The organism is Allobosea sp. NPDC055594 (genome assembly GCF_053618995.1).
On sequence record NZ_JBSHIO010000017.1, the window covers coordinates 20,974 to 35,216 of the forward strand.

At 67.1% G+C, this 14,243-nt stretch carries 16 protein-coding genes; 14 read left to right on the forward strand and 2 right to left on the reverse strand.

Annotated features, from left to right (window positions below; translation table 11 throughout):
• Positions 1-18: 18 nt before the first annotated feature.
• Positions 19-1,464, reverse strand: coding sequence for a cation diffusion facilitator family transporter (locus ACWGRX_RS23365; RefSeq protein WP_452119519.1), 1,446 nt, complete (start codon positions 1,462-1,464; stop codon positions 19-21).
• A 79-nt stretch (positions 1,465-1,543) separates the two neighbouring features.
• Here ACWGRX_RS23365 and ACWGRX_RS23370 point away from each other — a divergent pair, with 79 nt between their 5' ends.
• From ACWGRX_RS23370 to ACWGRX_RS23415, 10 genes are all read left to right on the forward strand, one after another.
• A complete protein-coding gene (locus ACWGRX_RS23370; RefSeq protein ID WP_291648693.1) occupies positions 1,544-1,993 on the forward strand; it encodes a VOC family protein in 450 nt (149 codons plus the stop codon).
• Positions 1,994-2,091: 98 nt separating this feature from the next.
• Positions 2,092-3,135: an aldose epimerase family protein gene (locus tag ACWGRX_RS23375; RefSeq protein WP_452119520.1), complete on the forward strand. Its 1,044-nt coding sequence runs from the start codon at positions 2,092-2,094 to the stop codon at positions 3,133-3,135.
• 5 nt (positions 3,136-3,140) lie between these two features.
• Positions 3,141-4,034 (forward strand): PfkB family carbohydrate kinase, encoded by an 894-nt coding sequence (locus tag ACWGRX_RS23380; protein ID WP_452119521.1) that lies wholly within the window; start codon positions 3,141-3,143, stop codon positions 4,032-4,034.
• A 114-nt stretch (positions 4,035-4,148) separates the two neighbouring features.
• The gene (locus tag ACWGRX_RS23385; protein WP_452119522.1) at positions 4,149-4,997 is read left to right on the forward strand and encodes an urease accessory protein UreD; all 849 of its coding nucleotides are present in this window, start codon (positions 4,149-4,151) and stop codon (positions 4,995-4,997) included.
• Between the two features lie 10 nt (positions 4,998-5,007).
• Positions 5,008-5,337, forward strand: a complete 330-nt coding sequence (locus tag ACWGRX_RS23390) for a hypothetical protein (protein ID WP_452119523.1) — start codon at positions 5,008-5,010, stop codon at positions 5,335-5,337.
• Positions 5,334-5,954 (forward strand): urease subunit gamma, encoded by a 621-nt coding sequence (locus ACWGRX_RS23395; RefSeq protein ID WP_452119524.1) that lies wholly within the window; start codon positions 5,334-5,336, stop codon positions 5,952-5,954. The genes ACWGRX_RS23390 and ACWGRX_RS23395 overlap by 4 nt, the downstream gene beginning before the upstream one ends.
• 29 nt (positions 5,955-5,983) lie before the next feature.
• Positions 5,984-6,814, forward strand: coding sequence for a DUF1003 domain-containing protein (locus tag ACWGRX_RS23400; protein WP_452119525.1), 831 nt, complete (start codon positions 5,984-5,986; stop codon positions 6,812-6,814).
• A gap of 41 nt (positions 6,815-6,855) precedes the next feature.
• Positions 6,856-8,592, forward strand: coding sequence for an urease subunit alpha (gene ureC, locus ACWGRX_RS23405; protein WP_452119526.1), 1,737 nt, complete (start codon positions 6,856-6,858; stop codon positions 8,590-8,592).
• Positions 8,593-8,660: 68 nt separating this feature from the next.
• A complete protein-coding gene (locus ACWGRX_RS23410) occupies positions 8,661-8,918 on the forward strand; it encodes a hypothetical protein (protein WP_452119527.1) in 258 nt (85 codons plus the stop codon).
• 84 nt (positions 8,919-9,002) lie between these two features.
• The gene (locus tag ACWGRX_RS23415; RefSeq protein WP_452119528.1) at positions 9,003-10,031 is read left to right on the forward strand and encodes an ABC transporter substrate-binding protein; all 1,029 of its coding nucleotides are present in this window, start codon (positions 9,003-9,005) and stop codon (positions 10,029-10,031) included.
• A 96-nt stretch (positions 10,032-10,127) separates the two neighbouring features.
• Here ACWGRX_RS23415 and ACWGRX_RS23420 read toward each other — a convergent pair whose 3' ends face one another.
• A complete protein-coding gene (locus ACWGRX_RS23420; protein ID WP_452119574.1) occupies positions 10,128-11,099 on the reverse strand; it encodes an amino acid ABC transporter substrate-binding protein in 972 nt (323 codons plus the stop codon).
• A 409-nt stretch (positions 11,100-11,508) separates the two neighbouring features.
• Here ACWGRX_RS23420 and ACWGRX_RS23425 point away from each other — a divergent pair, with 409 nt between their 5' ends.
• Genes ACWGRX_RS23425 through ACWGRX_RS23440 form a run of 4 tightly spaced genes read left to right on the forward strand, consistent with a single transcriptional unit; the run spans position 11,509 to position 14,172 of the window.
• Positions 11,509-12,255, forward strand: a complete 747-nt coding sequence (locus ACWGRX_RS23425) for an urease accessory protein UreE (RefSeq protein WP_452119529.1) — start codon at positions 11,509-11,511, stop codon at positions 12,253-12,255.
• A gap of 3 nt (positions 12,256-12,258) precedes the next feature.
• Positions 12,259-12,936 (forward strand): urease accessory protein UreF, encoded by a 678-nt coding sequence (locus tag ACWGRX_RS23430; protein ID WP_452119530.1) that lies wholly within the window; start codon positions 12,259-12,261, stop codon positions 12,934-12,936.
• Positions 12,933-13,565 carry an urease accessory protein UreG gene (gene ureG, locus ACWGRX_RS23435; protein WP_452119531.1) on the forward strand — a complete coding sequence of 211 codons (633 nt, stop codon included), beginning with the start codon at positions 12,933-12,935 and terminating at the stop codon, positions 13,563-13,565. The genes ACWGRX_RS23430 and ureG overlap by 4 nt, the downstream gene beginning before the upstream one ends.
• A gap of 40 nt (positions 13,566-13,605) precedes the next feature.
• Positions 13,606-14,172, forward strand: a complete 567-nt coding sequence (locus ACWGRX_RS23440; protein ID WP_452119532.1) for a HupE/UreJ family protein — start codon at positions 13,606-13,608, stop codon at positions 14,170-14,172.
• The last annotated feature ends 71 nt before the right edge of the window (positions 14,173-14,243 follow it).

Sequence of the window (14,243 nt, forward strand, 5' to 3'; positions counted from 1 at the left end):
AACCGGCTCGTGACCAGGCTAATGGCGTTCCGCGCTGGCGACCGGCTCGGCATGGCTGACCAGTCGGCAGACATCGGGCCGCGCCTGCCGGACCGCCCGCTCGATCGCATCGACGGCATTGTGCACGGCGGCGACATCGAGCGCGCCCTCGGCCCGGCAGTGATAGTTGACGACGAGGCCGTTGCGGGTCTCGCGCACGCGCACCGAATGGATGTCGCGGATCGGCCCTCCGGCCTCGGCGGCGCGCGCCGCCTCCTGGGCGATCGCCTTGCCGATCGCCTCGACCGTTTCCCAGGCGGCGTTGTGGCCGCTCGGCTGGCTGGTCTCCATCGGCTCGATATGAGTCTCGACCTCGGTTTCGCCGCCGAATTCCGCCCGGATCGCGCTTTCAAGACGGGTCGCGATGTCGTGCGCCTCGGACAGCGGCAGGCCGGCATCGACCTCCATGTCGAGCGAGACCGAGAGGCGTTCGCCGATCGAGTGGACGCTGACATGGTGCACCGGCACCTTCATCTTGAGCGCGATCAGCAGGACGCGTTCGAGGGCCGTCTCGTCATCGACCTGGACGGGATTGGCGGTGACGGTGATTTCGGCTCCGGGCTCTGCCGCGGCCAGGGCTGCGAGCAGCTCCGTCTTGATCGCCGTGACGCGGTCGAGCGGCAGGGTGCGCGAGACCAGGATGCCGATCTCGCCCTGCACCTGTCCGCCGGCGGGGCGCAGCTTCAGCCATTCGATGCCGACGACGCCGGGCACTTCGGCAGCTGCCTGCCTCAGCCGCTCCGAAACCCCTTTCGGGGCGGCGTCGATCAGCGTGTCGATGGTGCGCCGGCCGAGCCGATAGGCGGTCAGGATCATGTAGACCGCGAGCCCGAGCGCCGTCGCGCTGTCGGCCATGGGCACGCCCATCCGCGACAGGACGAGGCCGGCGAGCACCAGCGCGGTGCCGACGAAATCGGTGGCGAAATGCGTCGCCTCGGCGGCGAGCGCCTCGCTGCGGGTGTCTCGCGCCACGGTGGTCAGGGCTCGCCAGCGCGTCGCGTCGACCATCAGTGAGAACAGGAGCACGCCGACGACGAGCGCGGTCACCTCGACAGGCGGCTCGGTGCCCGCCCGCAGACGGTTGATCGCCTCCCACAGGATCGCGCCCGAGAGGCCGAACAGGATCGCGGTTTCGAGCAGCGCCGCCAGCGCCTCGACCTTGCCGTGCCCGTAATGATGCTTGTCGTCGGCCGGCTTGTCGGCGGCGCGCACTGCGAACCAGGTGAACAGGGTCGAGCCGATATCGATCAGCCCCTGCAGCGCGTCGGTCAGCAGGGCGAGCGAGCCGGAGACCAGCGCCGCCGCGAACTTCGCCAGCGTCAGCAGGAGGCTGGCGGCCACCGAGAGCGCCGCCGCTCTCTGCTTGATCTGCGACATCTCGGCCGAAGCCGCCGCCGCCGGCATGCGATCCTGCGTGTCGCTCATGATATGTCCGCGTGAGCCCTCTTGGCGAATGGCGGATTTGGCCCGATCTATCGGCCAGATCAACCCTGGGAGAAGAGCCGTGAGATATCTCCACACCATGGTGCGCGTCACCGACCTCGATGCCGCACTCGATTTCTACGTGACCAAGTTCGGTCTGGTCGAAACCCGCCGCATGGAGAGCGAAAAGGGCCGTTTCACCCTCGTCTTCCTGGCCGCGCCGGAAGACGCGCCGCATGTGAAAGAGCAGGGCAGCCGGGGCCGGCCGACCCTGGAGCTGACCTATAACTGGGATCCGGAGGTCTACACCGGCGGCCGCAATTTCGGCCACCTCGCCTATGAGGTCGACGATATCTACGCCACCTGCGACAAGCTGATGAAGGCCGGCATCACCATCAACCGGCCGCCGCGCGACGGCAACATGGCCTTCATCCGCTCGCCCGACAACATCTCGATCGAATTGCTGCAGAAGGGCGATCCCAAGCCGCCGGCCGAGCCGTGGCTGAGCATGCCGAACACCGGCGTCTGGTGAGCGAGCCTCCCACCGGGCGGCTTGTCCGCCCGGTCTTTTCGGCGATATGGCCAGTCAGGCCGGCGCCCCGGTCGAGGCGTCGCTAAAGGGGGGTGGTTTTGAACAAAGCTCTCATCGGACATCTCGACGACGGCACGCCGATTCACGAAGCGAAGCTGCATTCGCCCGGCGGCGCCGAGGCCAGGGTGATGGAATGGGGCGCCGTGCTGCGCGACCTCGTCGTGCCGCTGCCGGGTGGCGGCCGCCAGCGCGTCGTGCTCGGCTTCCCGAACTTCGCGGATTATCCCGCGTATTCGCCGCATATGGGTGCGATCGCCGGCCGTTTCGCCAACCGCATCGGCCATGGCCGCTTCATGCTCGACGGCGTGTCCCATCGCACGCCGCTGAATCAAGGCGGCAAGCACTCGCTGCATGGCGGCGGCCAGGGTTTCGGCAAGCGGCCCTGGACGATGATCCAGCACGACGAGGCGAGCGTGACGCTGGCGCTGGTCTCGGCCGATGGCGATGCCGGCTATCCCGGCACGCTGCGGGTCTGGTGCCGCTACGCCCTCGTCGACGGCGCGACGCTGCGCCTCGAACTCTCGGCCACCACCGATGCGCCGACCATCGTCAATCTCGCGCATCACTCCTATTTCCGGCTCGATGACGGACCCGACATCCTCGACCATGAGCTCGAGGTCCGCGCCAATCTGACCACGCCGGTCGATGCCGACCTGATCCCCGACGGCTCGCTCGCCGATGTCGCCGGCACGCCCTTCGATTTCCGCAAGGCCCGGCCGATCCGCTTCGCCAGTCAGGATGGCGGCCGCTTCTGGTACGACCACAACTATGTGCTGCGCCGCGACCGGCGCGAGCCGGCGGCTGGTGGACTCGAACTCGCCCATGCCGCGACGCTGCGCTCACGGCGCTCGGGGCTCGCCATGGAGATCTGGACCACCGAGCCGGCGCTGCAGGTCTATGACGGCGCCAAGCTCGCTACCCCGGTGCCCGGGCTGGACGGTGTTGCCTATGGAGCCAATGCCGGGATAGCGCTGGAGCCGCAGCATGTGCCGGATTCGCCGAACCTGCCGCATTTTCCCTCAACGGTGCTGCGGCCGGGCGAGGTTTATCGCCAGCTCAGTGAATTCAGGTTCGGAGTCTGAGCTTCATGGCCGGTGTCTTCTGTCTTGGTATCGCGACCCTCGACTATGTCTACAGCGTCTCGCATGTCCCGAGCCCCGGCGAGAAGGATCGCGCCCGCGACCTCGTCGTCACCGGCGGCGGCTGCGCCGGCAGCGGCTCGGTCGCGGTCGCGCGTTCGGGCGGCAAGGCCTGGCTCGCGACCCGGCTCGGCGACGACCTGACCGGCGACGCCATCCTCGCTGATCTGCATCGCGACGGCGTCGACACTGCCTTCGCCAGGCGCTTTCCCGGCCTGCGCTCGCCTGTCTCCGCGATCCTGGTCGACGCCCAGGGCGAGCGCATGGTGGTGTCCTATACCGACCCCGAGACCCCGATCGAGCCCGACTGGCTGCCGGCTGCGCTGCCGGTGGGCGCCGATGCGGTGCTGGTCGATACGCGCTGGGGCGAGGGCTCCCTCGCGGCGCTGAAGCTGGCGCGAGCGGCGGGTGTGCCCGGCGTCATCGATGGCGACCGCCAGCCGACCCATCCGGAGATGATCACGACCGCCAGCCATGTCGCCTTCAGCGAAAAGGCGCTCACCGAGATCTGCGGCGAGGGCGACCCGCGCGAGGCCCTGGCCGGGCTGGCGCGGGGGGCTGAGAACTGGCTCGCCGTCACGCTCGGCCATCGCGGCGTGCTGTTCATGGAGAATGGCGGCATCGCCCATCTGCCGGCCTTCCCGATCGAGGCGGTCGACACGCTCGGCGCCGGCGATGTCTGGCATGGCGCCTTCGCGCTGGCGCTTGCCGAAGGACAGAGCGAGCGGGCAGCGGTGCGCTTCGCCTCGGCTGTCGCCGCGATCAAATGCACCCGTTTCGGTGGCCGGGCCGGCACGCCGAAGCGCGAGGAGGTCGAGCGTTTCCTGGCCGCGCATCCCTGACTGCCTGCGCGCTGAGCGCCGCTGCTCGTAATTTGGGCAGTGCCCGGCGGGCTGGCCCTTGCCGATGAATTCCGGGCACGGAAGACTGCAGCGGTCCGCCAGAGCCGGCCTGCCATGTATGCTCCCACATTGCCCTTGCCCGTCGATCCGCAGCTGCCGGACTATGTCCGGGCCAGCGGCGGCGTCCGCCTGCGCTTTGGTGCGGTCGGAGCGCGCACGATGCGCCTGGAGGTCGCCGAGAGCGGTGGCTATCGCGCCCGTTTCCCGACCAGCCATGACGGCCGCTGCGAAGCGGTGCTGATCAACACGGCTGGCGGCATGGCCGGCGGCGACCGGGCCATCACCCGGATCGGGCTCGATGCCGGGGCGCAGGCCGTCGTCACCACACAGGCGGCAGAGAAGATCTACCGCAGCCAGGGCTCAGATACCCATGTCGATACGCAGATCGCCGTCGCGGCGCGGGCCGAACTCGCCTGGCTGCCGCAGGAGACGATCCTGTTCTCGGGCGCGCGGCTGGCGCGCAGCCTGAGCGTCGAGCTTGCAGCGGATTCAGGCTTCATCGCCTGTGAAACCCTCTATTTCGGTCGCGCCGCGATGGGCGAGACCTTGCTTCACGGCGCTTTGCATGACCGCTGGCGCATAAGGCGCGAGGGCCGGCTGGTCTTCGCCGAGGATCTGCGCCTCGAAGGCGCGATCGACCAGACCTTACGCCGCAAGGCGGTGGGGCAGGGCGCGCGCGCCGTCTCGACCGTGCTCGCGACGGTACCGGGGCGGCTCGACGAGGTCAGGGTGTTCCTCGCCGAGGAAGCCGCCTTTTCCGATGTCGAGGCCGCTGCCGGTGCGCATGAAGGCTTTCTCCTGATCCGGCTTCTCAGCAGCGACGCGCAGGCCTTGCGTCGCGCCCTCGTCATGCTGCTCGGGCATCTGACCGGGCGTGCGCTGCCGCGCACCTGGTCAATCTGAGGAGAACGCCATGCTGCCGATCCAGGGTCTGAAATGCGTCTACGATACCGGCTCGCGGGCCTGGGCGATCGAGCTCGTGCTGATCGGCGCGGAAAGCGAGGTCGCGGTGCGTCGCTTCGACGTCGACGGTCCCGCCGACGCCGAGATGCTGATCGCCGCTTTCGAGGAATCGACCTCCAGCAGCTTCGATCTGGAGAGCGGCGAGATCATCTTCGCCTATGAATACGCTTCGCTCAGCGAGGTGGATGAGGACGATCTGGAAGACGACGCCGAGGAGTCCGAGGACGACGACTCCGAGGATGGCGAAGACGAGGAAGAGGCAGAGAAGGCCAACGCATGAACCTGACGCCGCGCGAGAAGGACAAGCTGCTCATCGCCATGGCCGCCATCGTGGCGAGGCGCAGGCTCGAGCGCGGCGTCAAGCTGAACCATCCCGAAGCCGTCGCGCTGATCACCGACTTCGTCGTCGAGGGCGCGCGCGACGGCAGATCCGTCGCCGAGCTGATGGAGGCCGGCGCGCATGTCCTCACCGCCGATCAGGTCATGGATGGCATCGCCGAGATGCTGCACGACGTTCAGGTCGAGGCGACCTTCCCGGACGGCACCAAGCTCGTCACCGTGCACGAGCCGATCCGCGGTTCCGCCGGCCGCCTGAAGCCGGGCGAGGTCACGACCCTGCCGGGTGATCTCATCCTCAACGAAGGCCGCGAGAGCCTGACGCTCAGCGTCGCCAATACCGGTGACCGGCCGATCCAGGTCGGTTCGCATTACCATTTCTTCGAGGCCAATCCGGCGCTCGCCTTCGAGCGTGAGAAGGCGCGAGGCTTCCGGCTCGATATTCCCGCCGGCACGGCGGTGCGTTTCGAGCCCGGCCAGACCCGCGAGGTCCGGCTGGTGGCGCTGGCCGGCAAGCGCGAGGTCTATGGCTTCCGTCAGGAGGTGATGGGTAAGCTGTAGCTGCACAAAGCGAATGGCGGAGCCGGCCGATGACCGAAGCAGCAGACGTGCAGCCCTCCCATCTTCCTGCGAACGGTAAAAAGAAATACGGCATCTGTGCGATCTCGGGTGCCGAGATCCCGCGTAAGAACCTGGTCTCGCTTGAGACGCTGCGCCCCTCTCTCACCGAGCGCATTCTGGCGGATTTTCCGCAGCTGACCGAGCACAGTCTGATCTCGCGCACCGAGCTGGCGCGCTACCGTACCCGCTATGTCGAGGAGATCCTGCGCGAGGAGCACGGCGAATACTCCGATCTCGATCGCGAGGTCGTCGAGAGCATCGCCCGTCAGGACACGATCGCGGCCAACACAGATGACGAGTTCGACGAGAAGCGCAGTTTCGGCGAGCGCGTCTCGGACGGGCTCGCCAGTTTTGGCGGCTCCTGGGCCTTCCTGATCAGCTTCGGCTGCGTGCTGGTGGTCTGGATGCTGATCAATATCGCAGAGGGACCGGGGGCCTTTGATGCCTATCCCTTCATCCTGCTCAATCTCGTGCTCTCATGCATCGCGGCGATCCAGGCGCCGATCATCATGATGAGCCAGAAGCGCCAGGAGCAGAAGGACCGCGCCCGCTCCTCCAACGACTACCAGGTCAATCTCAAGGCCGAGCTCGAGATCCGGCACCTGCACGAGAAGATCGATCATCTCATCACCAAGCAGTGGCAGCGCCTCGCCGAGATCCAGCAGGTCCAGCTCGAGATGATGCAGGAGACGCAGCGCGACCAGGCCCGCAAGCTCGCCAAGGCCGCTGCTCGCAAGAAGAAGGGCCCTCGCAAGCCCAGAAATGTCGAGCCGCCGGCGCCGGGCTCCGCTTCGGCCTGAGAATTGCGAGGGACATCGCAGGACCAGATCGGGAACCGACCATGCCCTTCGCCTTTCCGCGCAATGCCTATGCCGCCATGTTCGGCCCGACCACCGGCGACACGGTGCGCCTCGGCGATACCGAGCTCGTCATCAAGGTCGAGAAGGACTTCACCATCTATGGCGAGGAGGTGAAGTTCGGCGGCGGCAAGGTCATCCGCGACGGCATGGGCCAGAGCCAGGTGCGCAATGCCGACGGCGCGGTCGATACCGTCATCACCAACGCGCTGATCCTCGACCATTGGGGGATCGTGAAGGCCGATATCGGCATCAGGGCCGGTCGCATCTGCGCCATCGGCAAGGCCGGCAATCCCGATATCCAGGACGGTTTCGGCAATTTCGCGCCGGAGGAGACGATCATCGTCGGCCCCGGCACCGAGGTGATCGCCTGCGAGGGCAAGATCATCACCGCCGGCGGCTTCGACAGCCATATCCACTATATCTGCCCGCAGCAGATCGAGGATGCGCTGATGAGCGGGCTGACCACCATGCTCGGCGGAGGCACCGGCCCGGCCCATGGTACGCTGGCGACCACCTGCACGCCCGGCCCCTGGCATCTCGGCCAGATGATCCGCGCCGCCGACGCCTTCCCGATCAATCTCGCCTTCGCCGGCAAGGGCAACGCCGCCGTGCCGGGCTCCCTGATCGAGATGGTCGAGGCCGGCGCTTGCGCACTCAAGCTGCATGAGGACTGGGGCACGACCCCTGCCGCGATCGACAACTGCCTCTCGGTCGCTGACGAATACGACGTCCAGGTGATGATCCACTCGGACACGCTGAACGAGTCCGGCTTCGTCGAGGACACGATCAGGGCCTTCAAGGGCCGCACCATCCACGCCTTCCATACCGAAGGGGCCGGCGGCGGCCATGCGCCCGACATCATGAAGGTGGCAGGGCTGCCGAATGTGCTGCCTTCGTCGACCAATCCGACAAGGCCTTTCACCGTCAACACGCTCGACGAGCACCTCGACATGCTGATGGTCTGCCATCATTTGTCGCCCTCGATCCCCGAGGACCTCGCCTTCGCCGAGAGCCGCATCCGCAAGGAGACGATCGCGGCCGAGGACATCCTGCACGATCTCGGCGCGCTCTCGATGATGTCCTCGGATTCGCAGGCCATGGGCCGGATCGGCGAGGTCGTGACCCGCACCTGGCAGACCGCCCACAAGATGAAGGTCCAGCGCGGGCCGTTGCCGGAGGATGCCGGCACCGGCGCCGATAATTTCCGCGCCAAGCGCTATGTCGCGAAATACACGATCAATCCGGCGATCTCGCACGGCATATCCCGCCATATCGGCTCGGTCGAAGTGGGAAAGCTCGCAGACCTCGTGATCTGGTCGCCGGCCTTCTTCGGCGCCAAACCCGACCTCGTGCTGAAGGGCGGCATGATCGCAGCGGCGCCGATGGGCGATCCCAACGCCTCGATCCCGACGCCGCAGCCGGTGCATTACCGGCCGATGTTCGGCGCCTTCGGCAAGGCCGTCAGCACGACTTCGCTGGTCTTCGTCTCGCAGGCGGCGCTGGCGAACGGGCTGAGGGGCCGGCTCGGTACCGACAAGCAGATGGTCGCGGTCGAGAACACCCGTAGCGGCATCTCCAAGAAGAGCATGATCCATAACGACGCGACGCCGGACATCCAGATCGGCCCAGAGACCTATGCGGTGGTGGCGGATGGCGAGTTGCTGGTCTGCGAGCCCGCCAAGGAGCTGCCGCTGGCGCAGCGTTATTTCCTGTTCTGAGCCGTCGCGGCGCGGAACTCCCTGTGGAGCCCTGGCGTTGATCGCCAAACGCCGCAGGGAGACCAGCCATGGCCAAGTCCAAAGTCGCCGATCCGAAAGGCCAGCAGCCGGAGGCACTCGCCACCTTCGCCGCCAGCGCCCGCAATGACGGGCGCAAGCCCAAGGAGATCGGCCTCGAGGCGACGAAGGCGACGGCGCCGCTGAAGACCTCGCCGGCGCTCAAGCAGGACGCCGCCACCAAGGTCCTGCGCGAGGGCGTGCTCGGCGGGAAGCAGGGTGCTGACGAGGCGATCGACAAGCTTCCCGACCGCACGCGGCGGCGCTGATCGCGGCGCAAGCCGGCGCGGTTGACAGGGCTGGGCTCTTGGCCTTCATCTCGCCGGCTAAGAAAAATCGCCCTGGAGGAAACCTTGCCAAGTCTTCGTCACGCCCTGGCCACGGCCACGCTGGCCGTCGCCGCCTATGCCGGCCCCGCCGCCGCGCAGGGCCAGGTCACCGTATATTGCTCGATCCTCGAGGAGCAGTGCCGCGAGGGCGCGGCGATTTTCGAGAAGTCGACCGGCATCAAGGTCCAGATGGTGCGCAAGTCGACCGGCGAGGTCTATGCCCAGGTCAAGGCCGAGGCCTCCAATCCGCGCGGCGATGTCTGGTGGGGCGGGCCGGGTGAGCCGCATCTGCAGGCGGCCGAGGAAGGTCTGCTCGACGAGTACAAGTCGCCGAAGCTCGCCGAGCTGCACGACTGGGCGCAGCGCCATGCCGAGCAGTCGAAGTTCCGCACCTCCGGCATTTATCTCGGCGCGCTCGGCATCGGCTACAATCTGGAGACCCTGAAGAGCAGGAAGCTGCCCGAGCCGAAATGCTGGGCCGATCTGCTCGATCCCAAGTTCAAGGACGAGGTCCAGGTCGCCGATCCCAGCTCCTCGGGCACGGCCTATGTCTTCCTCGCGACGACCGTCCAGCGGCTCGGCGAGGAGAAGGGCTTCGAGTTCCTGAAGACCCTGCACAAGAACATCAGCCAGTACACGAAATCCGGCATCGCCCCCGTCAAGGCGACGGCGCTCGGCGAGACCGGGGTCGGCATCGCCTTCATGCACGACATGCTGACGCAGAAGCTGCAGGGCGCGCCGATCGGTATCGTCGCCCCTTGCGAGGGCACGGGCTACGAGACCGGCTCGGTCTCGGTGATCAAGGGCGGCAAGAACCCGGAGGCGGCGCGCAAATTCGTCGACTTCACGCTCTCGCCCGAGGCGCAGGACATCAACGCCAAGCTCAAGATCAACTCGATCCCCTCCAACAAGAACGCCAAGCTCTCACCTGATGCGCCGAAGTTCGAGGAGATCAAGCTGATCGACTACGACACCCCGCGCTGGGGCAGCCCGGCCGAGCGCTCGCGCCTCCTGAAGAAATTCGACGACGAGGTGAAGGCGCTGCCGCGCTGATGTGTCGAGATCGTCATCCTGGGCTGCGCGGCTACGCGGCTTGTCCAGGATGACGATGCGGTTCGAGTAGAAACCCCGTAACTGAAGAGCTGCCGTTCAGCGCACCGGCGGGGCGTATTGCAGGCCGCCCTGCGTCCAGAGCCTGTTCATGCCGCGCGGCAGGTTGAGCGGCGATTTGGCGCCGAGATGCCGGTCGAAGCTCTCGCCATAATTGCCGACCGCCTTGACGATCCGGACCACCCAGTCATTGGTCAGGCCGAGGCTCTCGCCGAATTTGCCCTCGGTGCCGAGCAGGCGACGGATCTCGGGATTGGTCGACTTCATCATTTCGTCGACATTGGCCTGCGTGATCCCGTATTCCTCGGCGTTCATCAGCGCGTAGACCGTCCAGCGCACGATATCGAACCAGGCATCGTCGCCCTGGCGGACCCAGGGGCCGAGCGGCTCCTTCGAGATCATCTCGGGCAGCAGCTCGTGATCCGCCGGTACCTTGAGCTTCATGCGGTTGGCGGCGAGCTGCGAGAGATCGGTGGTGTAGGCGTCGCAGCGGCCGGCCTCATAGGCCTGGATCGTCTCGTCCAGCCCGGCAAAGGCGATGACCTCGTACTTCATGTTGTGGGTGCGGAAATAATCGGCGAGGTTGAGCTCGGTCGTCGTGCCCTGGGCGACGCAGACCGAGGCACCGTCGAGCGCCTTGACCTCCTTCACGCCGGTGCTCTTGCGCACCAGGAAGCCCTGGCCGTCGAAATAATTGATCGCCGTGAAGTTGAGGCCGAAGCCGGCATCGCGGCCGAGGGTCCAGGTCGTGGTCCGCGAAAGCACGTCGATCTCGCCGCTCTGCAGCGCCGTCAGCCGGTCCTTCGAGGCCAGCGAGATGTACTTCGCCTTTTCCTGGTCGTTGAAGATCACCGCCGCCAACGCCCGGCAGATATCGACGTCGAAGCCGCGCCATTGCCCCTGCGCATCCGGCAGCGAGAAGCCGGCCACGCCATGGCTGGCGCCGCAGATCAGGTTGCCGCGCTGCTTGATCCGTTCCATCGTCGTTTGCGCCGCTGCCGCCCCGGCCATGGCGACGCTCAGGCCGATGCCGGCGAGCGCGCCCGCGAACCCGCGCAGAGCGGGCAGTGAAATCCTGGTCATGTCGGCTTCCCCTTTTATCCTTGTCCTTGCCGATCGAAAGACCAGGCAGGCGTGGTAACCCGCCGATCTAACAGGATCGCTGCGCCGGGCGCCACGGTATTTATGCGGCTAACTGGTTTCGGCTCACGATTGAGGGCTAAGATATTGAATTAAAATTGTTTTTTAGTAGAGTGGCGGTCCGGTTCCGCTGCCGCTCCAGCAGCGGCGCGCCCTGTTCCGTCCGGCTCGCCTCATCGGAGCCGGCCCGGGACTTGCGTCGGCCTCGCTCCGGTGGTCGAAGTGGTGGAACCGCGATCGGTCGATCGCCTTTGATCCAACACGCCACGGGTTTAGTCACATGCAGCGCGCCACTTCCGTCGTCCGCAAGGCCGCGGTCAAGCAGGACCGGGTCGTCGAGACCCTGACCCTCGACCATGAGGACCGTAACCGCCGCCGCGTCGCGCTGAAGGGCGATGGCGGGCAGGACATCCTCCTCGATCTCGACAAGCCGACGGCGCTGAACGATGGCGATGCCGTCAAGCTGGAGGACGGCTCGCTCGTCCTGATCAAGGCTGCCGCGCAGAAGCTGATCGAGATCAAGGCCGAGAATCCGCTGCGCCTGATGCGCGTCGCCTGGCATATCGGCAACCGCCACACCCCGGCGGAGATCACCGCCGACGCGATCTATATCGAGCATGACCATGTGCTGGCCGAGATGGTCCGCGGCCAGGGCTGCGCGATGAGCGATGTCGAGCGGCCGTTCCAGCCCGAGCGCGGCGCCTATGACCACGATCATTCCAACTGCGGCCATGATCATCACGGCCATGAGCATCACGACCACGCGCACGGGCATGATCACGCGCATGGTGCTGCCTGCTGCGGTCACGACCATCATCATGATCACGGGCATGGCCATTCCCATGCCGGCCATGGCGAGGCGCATGCCCACGACCACAGCCATGGCGAGCACAAGCACGAGCACGCCCACGGCGCCTCCTGCGGCTGCGGCCATGACCACCATCATGACGACCATGGTCACAAGCATGATCATGGCCATCATCATGGCGCCGAGCACGGCCATAAGGGCCACAAGCACGACCACTGAGCCATGACCGGGGTTCAGCTGCCCCTGATGATCTGGCTGTCGCCGTCCTTCCCGGTCGGCGGCTTCGCCTATTCCCATGGGCTGGAATCGGCCTTCGAGACCGGCGACCTCACCGACGCGCCAGGCCTGGAGGACTGGCTCGGCGCGCTCGTCGAGCACGGCTCGCTGCGCAATGACCTCATCCTCTTCGCCGCCGCCTGGCGTGCCAGCGGCGATGGCGATGCAAAGGGACTGGGGGAGGTGGCGGAGCTCGCGCTCGCCCTTGCCAATTCGACCGAGCGGCGGCTGGAGACGGTGACGCAGGGCAATGCCTTCGTCGCCGCCATCGCCGCTTCCTGGCCCTGCACTTCGATCGAAGCGCTGAAGGCGGCCTGGCCGGGCGATGTCGCCTATCCCGTCGCCGTCGCCGTCGCCGCGAGCGGCCACGGGCTGCCGCTGTTGCCTTCGCTCGAGGCCTTTTCGCTCGCCTTCGTCGCCAATCTGGTCTCGGCCGCGGTCCGGCTCGGCATCGTCGGCCAGACCGACGGCCAGCGCGTCACGGCCGGCTTGGCCCCGCTCTTGCGTAGCGCCGCGGCGAGGGCGGAAGCCGCCGCGCTGGATGCGCTCGGCAGCTGCGCCTTCCGCTCGGACCTCGCCGCCTTGCGTCACGAAACCCAGTATTCGAGGCTGTTCCGCTCATGAGCGCTTCCCCCCATGGCCCTTTGCGGGTCGGCATCGGCGGCCCGGTCGGCTCCGGCAAGACCGCGCTGATGGAGGCGCTGTGCAAGCGCATGCGCGATCGCTACGAGATCGCCGCGATCACCAACGACATCTACACCAAGGAGGATGCCCGCATCCTCACCGTCTCCGGCGCGCTGCCGGAGGAGCGGATCATGGGCGTCGAGACCGGCGGCTGCCCGCACACCGCGATCCGCGAGGATTGCTCGATCAACCTCGCCGCGGTCGCCGAAATGCGCGGCAGGTTCCCGGCGCTCGACCTGATCCTGATCGAATCCGGCGGCGACAATCTCGCCGCCACCTTCTCGCCCGAGCTCGCCGACCTGACGATCTATGTCATCGACGTCGCCGCCGGCGAGAAGATCCCGCGCAAGGGCGGGCCGGGCATCACCCGCTCCGACCTCCTCGTCATCAACAAGACCGATCTCGCCCCGCATGTCGGCGCGGATCTTGCAGTGATGGACCGGGATTCGAAGACCATGCGCGGCAAGCGTCCTTTCGCCTTCACCAATACGCGGGCGGGGGAGGGTGTCGATCAGGTCGTCGACTTCATCGAGACCGCCGGAGGGCTGAAGGCCACGGCGCGGAGTTGAGGGATTTGAGGCGATGGCACGCAGGACGACGGCGAGAGGCATGGCCGCGGCATTGACGCTCCTGCTGACGGGGGCTGTCGCTCCGGCGCTGGCCCATACCGGCGTCGGCTCCGTCGAGGGGCTGGCGCATGGGCTGCTGCACCCGCTGACCGGGCTCGATCACGTCCTGACCATGGTCGCGGTCGGTCTCTGGGCCGGGCTCGTCGGAGGCAAAGCGCGCATTGCCTATCCCGTCGCCTTCGTCACGACGATGGGGCTGGCCGGTGCCTGGGCCATGGCCGGCGGGCAATTGCCCGGCGCCGAAATCGGCATCGCCGTTTCGATCGTCATCCTCGGGCTCGCCATCGCGTTGAAAGCCTCGCCGCCGCTGGCGGCCGGCGCGCTCGCCTGCGGCATCTTCGCGATCTTCCACGGCTTCGCGCATGGAGCGGAGCTGCCGGAGAACGCCAGCGGCTTCGCCTATGCCGCCGGCTTCGTCATCTCGACCGCCGCGCTGCACGGCGTCGGCCTTTTCCTCGCGGCGCGGCTGGCGCAGCATGCCCCTGTGCTCGCGCGCGTCGCGGGCGGCGGGCTCGCCCTCGCGGGCGTCGCCATCCTGGCCGGCTGAAGGCCGGCGGCCAGTCCAGAGAGTCTGGCCGAGAATTCCCTCAATCCTCATCCTTCGAGACGGCCTTTCAG

Bases quoted from the DNA above. Each gene is read 5' to 3' on its own strand.
- ACWGRX_RS23385 (WP_452119522.1), top strand. From the start codon at position 4,149: ATGTATGCTCCCACATTGCCCTTGCCCGTCGATCCGCAGCTGCCGGAC.
- ACWGRX_RS23425 (WP_452119529.1), top strand. From the start codon at position 11,509: ATGCAGCGCGCCACTTCCGTCGTCCGCAAGGCCGCGGTCAAGCAGGAC.
- ACWGRX_RS23440 (WP_452119532.1), top strand. From the start codon at position 13,606: ATGGCCGCGGCATTGACGCTCCTGCTGACGGGGGCTGTCGCTCCGGCG.
- ACWGRX_RS23410 (WP_452119527.1), top strand. From the start codon at position 8,661: ATGGCCAAGTCCAAAGTCGCCGATCCGAAAGGCCAGCAGCCGGAGGCA.
- ureC (WP_452119526.1), top strand. From the start codon at position 6,856: ATGCCCTTCGCCTTTCCGCGCAATGCCTATGCCGCCATGTTCGGCCCG.
- ACWGRX_RS23420 (WP_452119574.1), bottom strand. From the start codon at position 11,099: ATGGCCGGGGCGGCAGCGGCGCAAACGACGATGGAACGGATCAAGCAG.
- ACWGRX_RS23365 (WP_452119519.1), bottom strand. From the start codon at position 1,464: ATGAGCGACACGCAGGATCGCATGCCGGCGGCGGCGGCTTCGGCCGAG.
- ACWGRX_RS23380 (WP_452119521.1), top strand. From the start codon at position 3,141: ATGGCCGGTGTCTTCTGTCTTGGTATCGCGACCCTCGACTATGTCTAC.
- ureG (WP_452119531.1), top strand. From the start codon at position 12,933: ATGAGCGCTTCCCCCCATGGCCCTTTGCGGGTCGGCATCGGCGGCCCG.
- ACWGRX_RS23400 (WP_452119525.1), top strand. From the start codon at position 5,984: ATGACCGAAGCAGCAGACGTGCAGCCCTCCCATCTTCCTGCGAACGGT.
- ACWGRX_RS23430 (WP_452119530.1), top strand. From the start codon at position 12,259: ATGACCGGGGTTCAGCTGCCCCTGATGATCTGGCTGTCGCCGTCCTTC.
- ACWGRX_RS23395 (WP_452119524.1), top strand. From the start codon at position 5,334: ATGAACCTGACGCCGCGCGAGAAGGACAAGCTGCTCATCGCCATGGCC.
- ACWGRX_RS23390 (WP_452119523.1), top strand. From the start codon at position 5,008: ATGCTGCCGATCCAGGGTCTGAAATGCGTCTACGATACCGGCTCGCGG.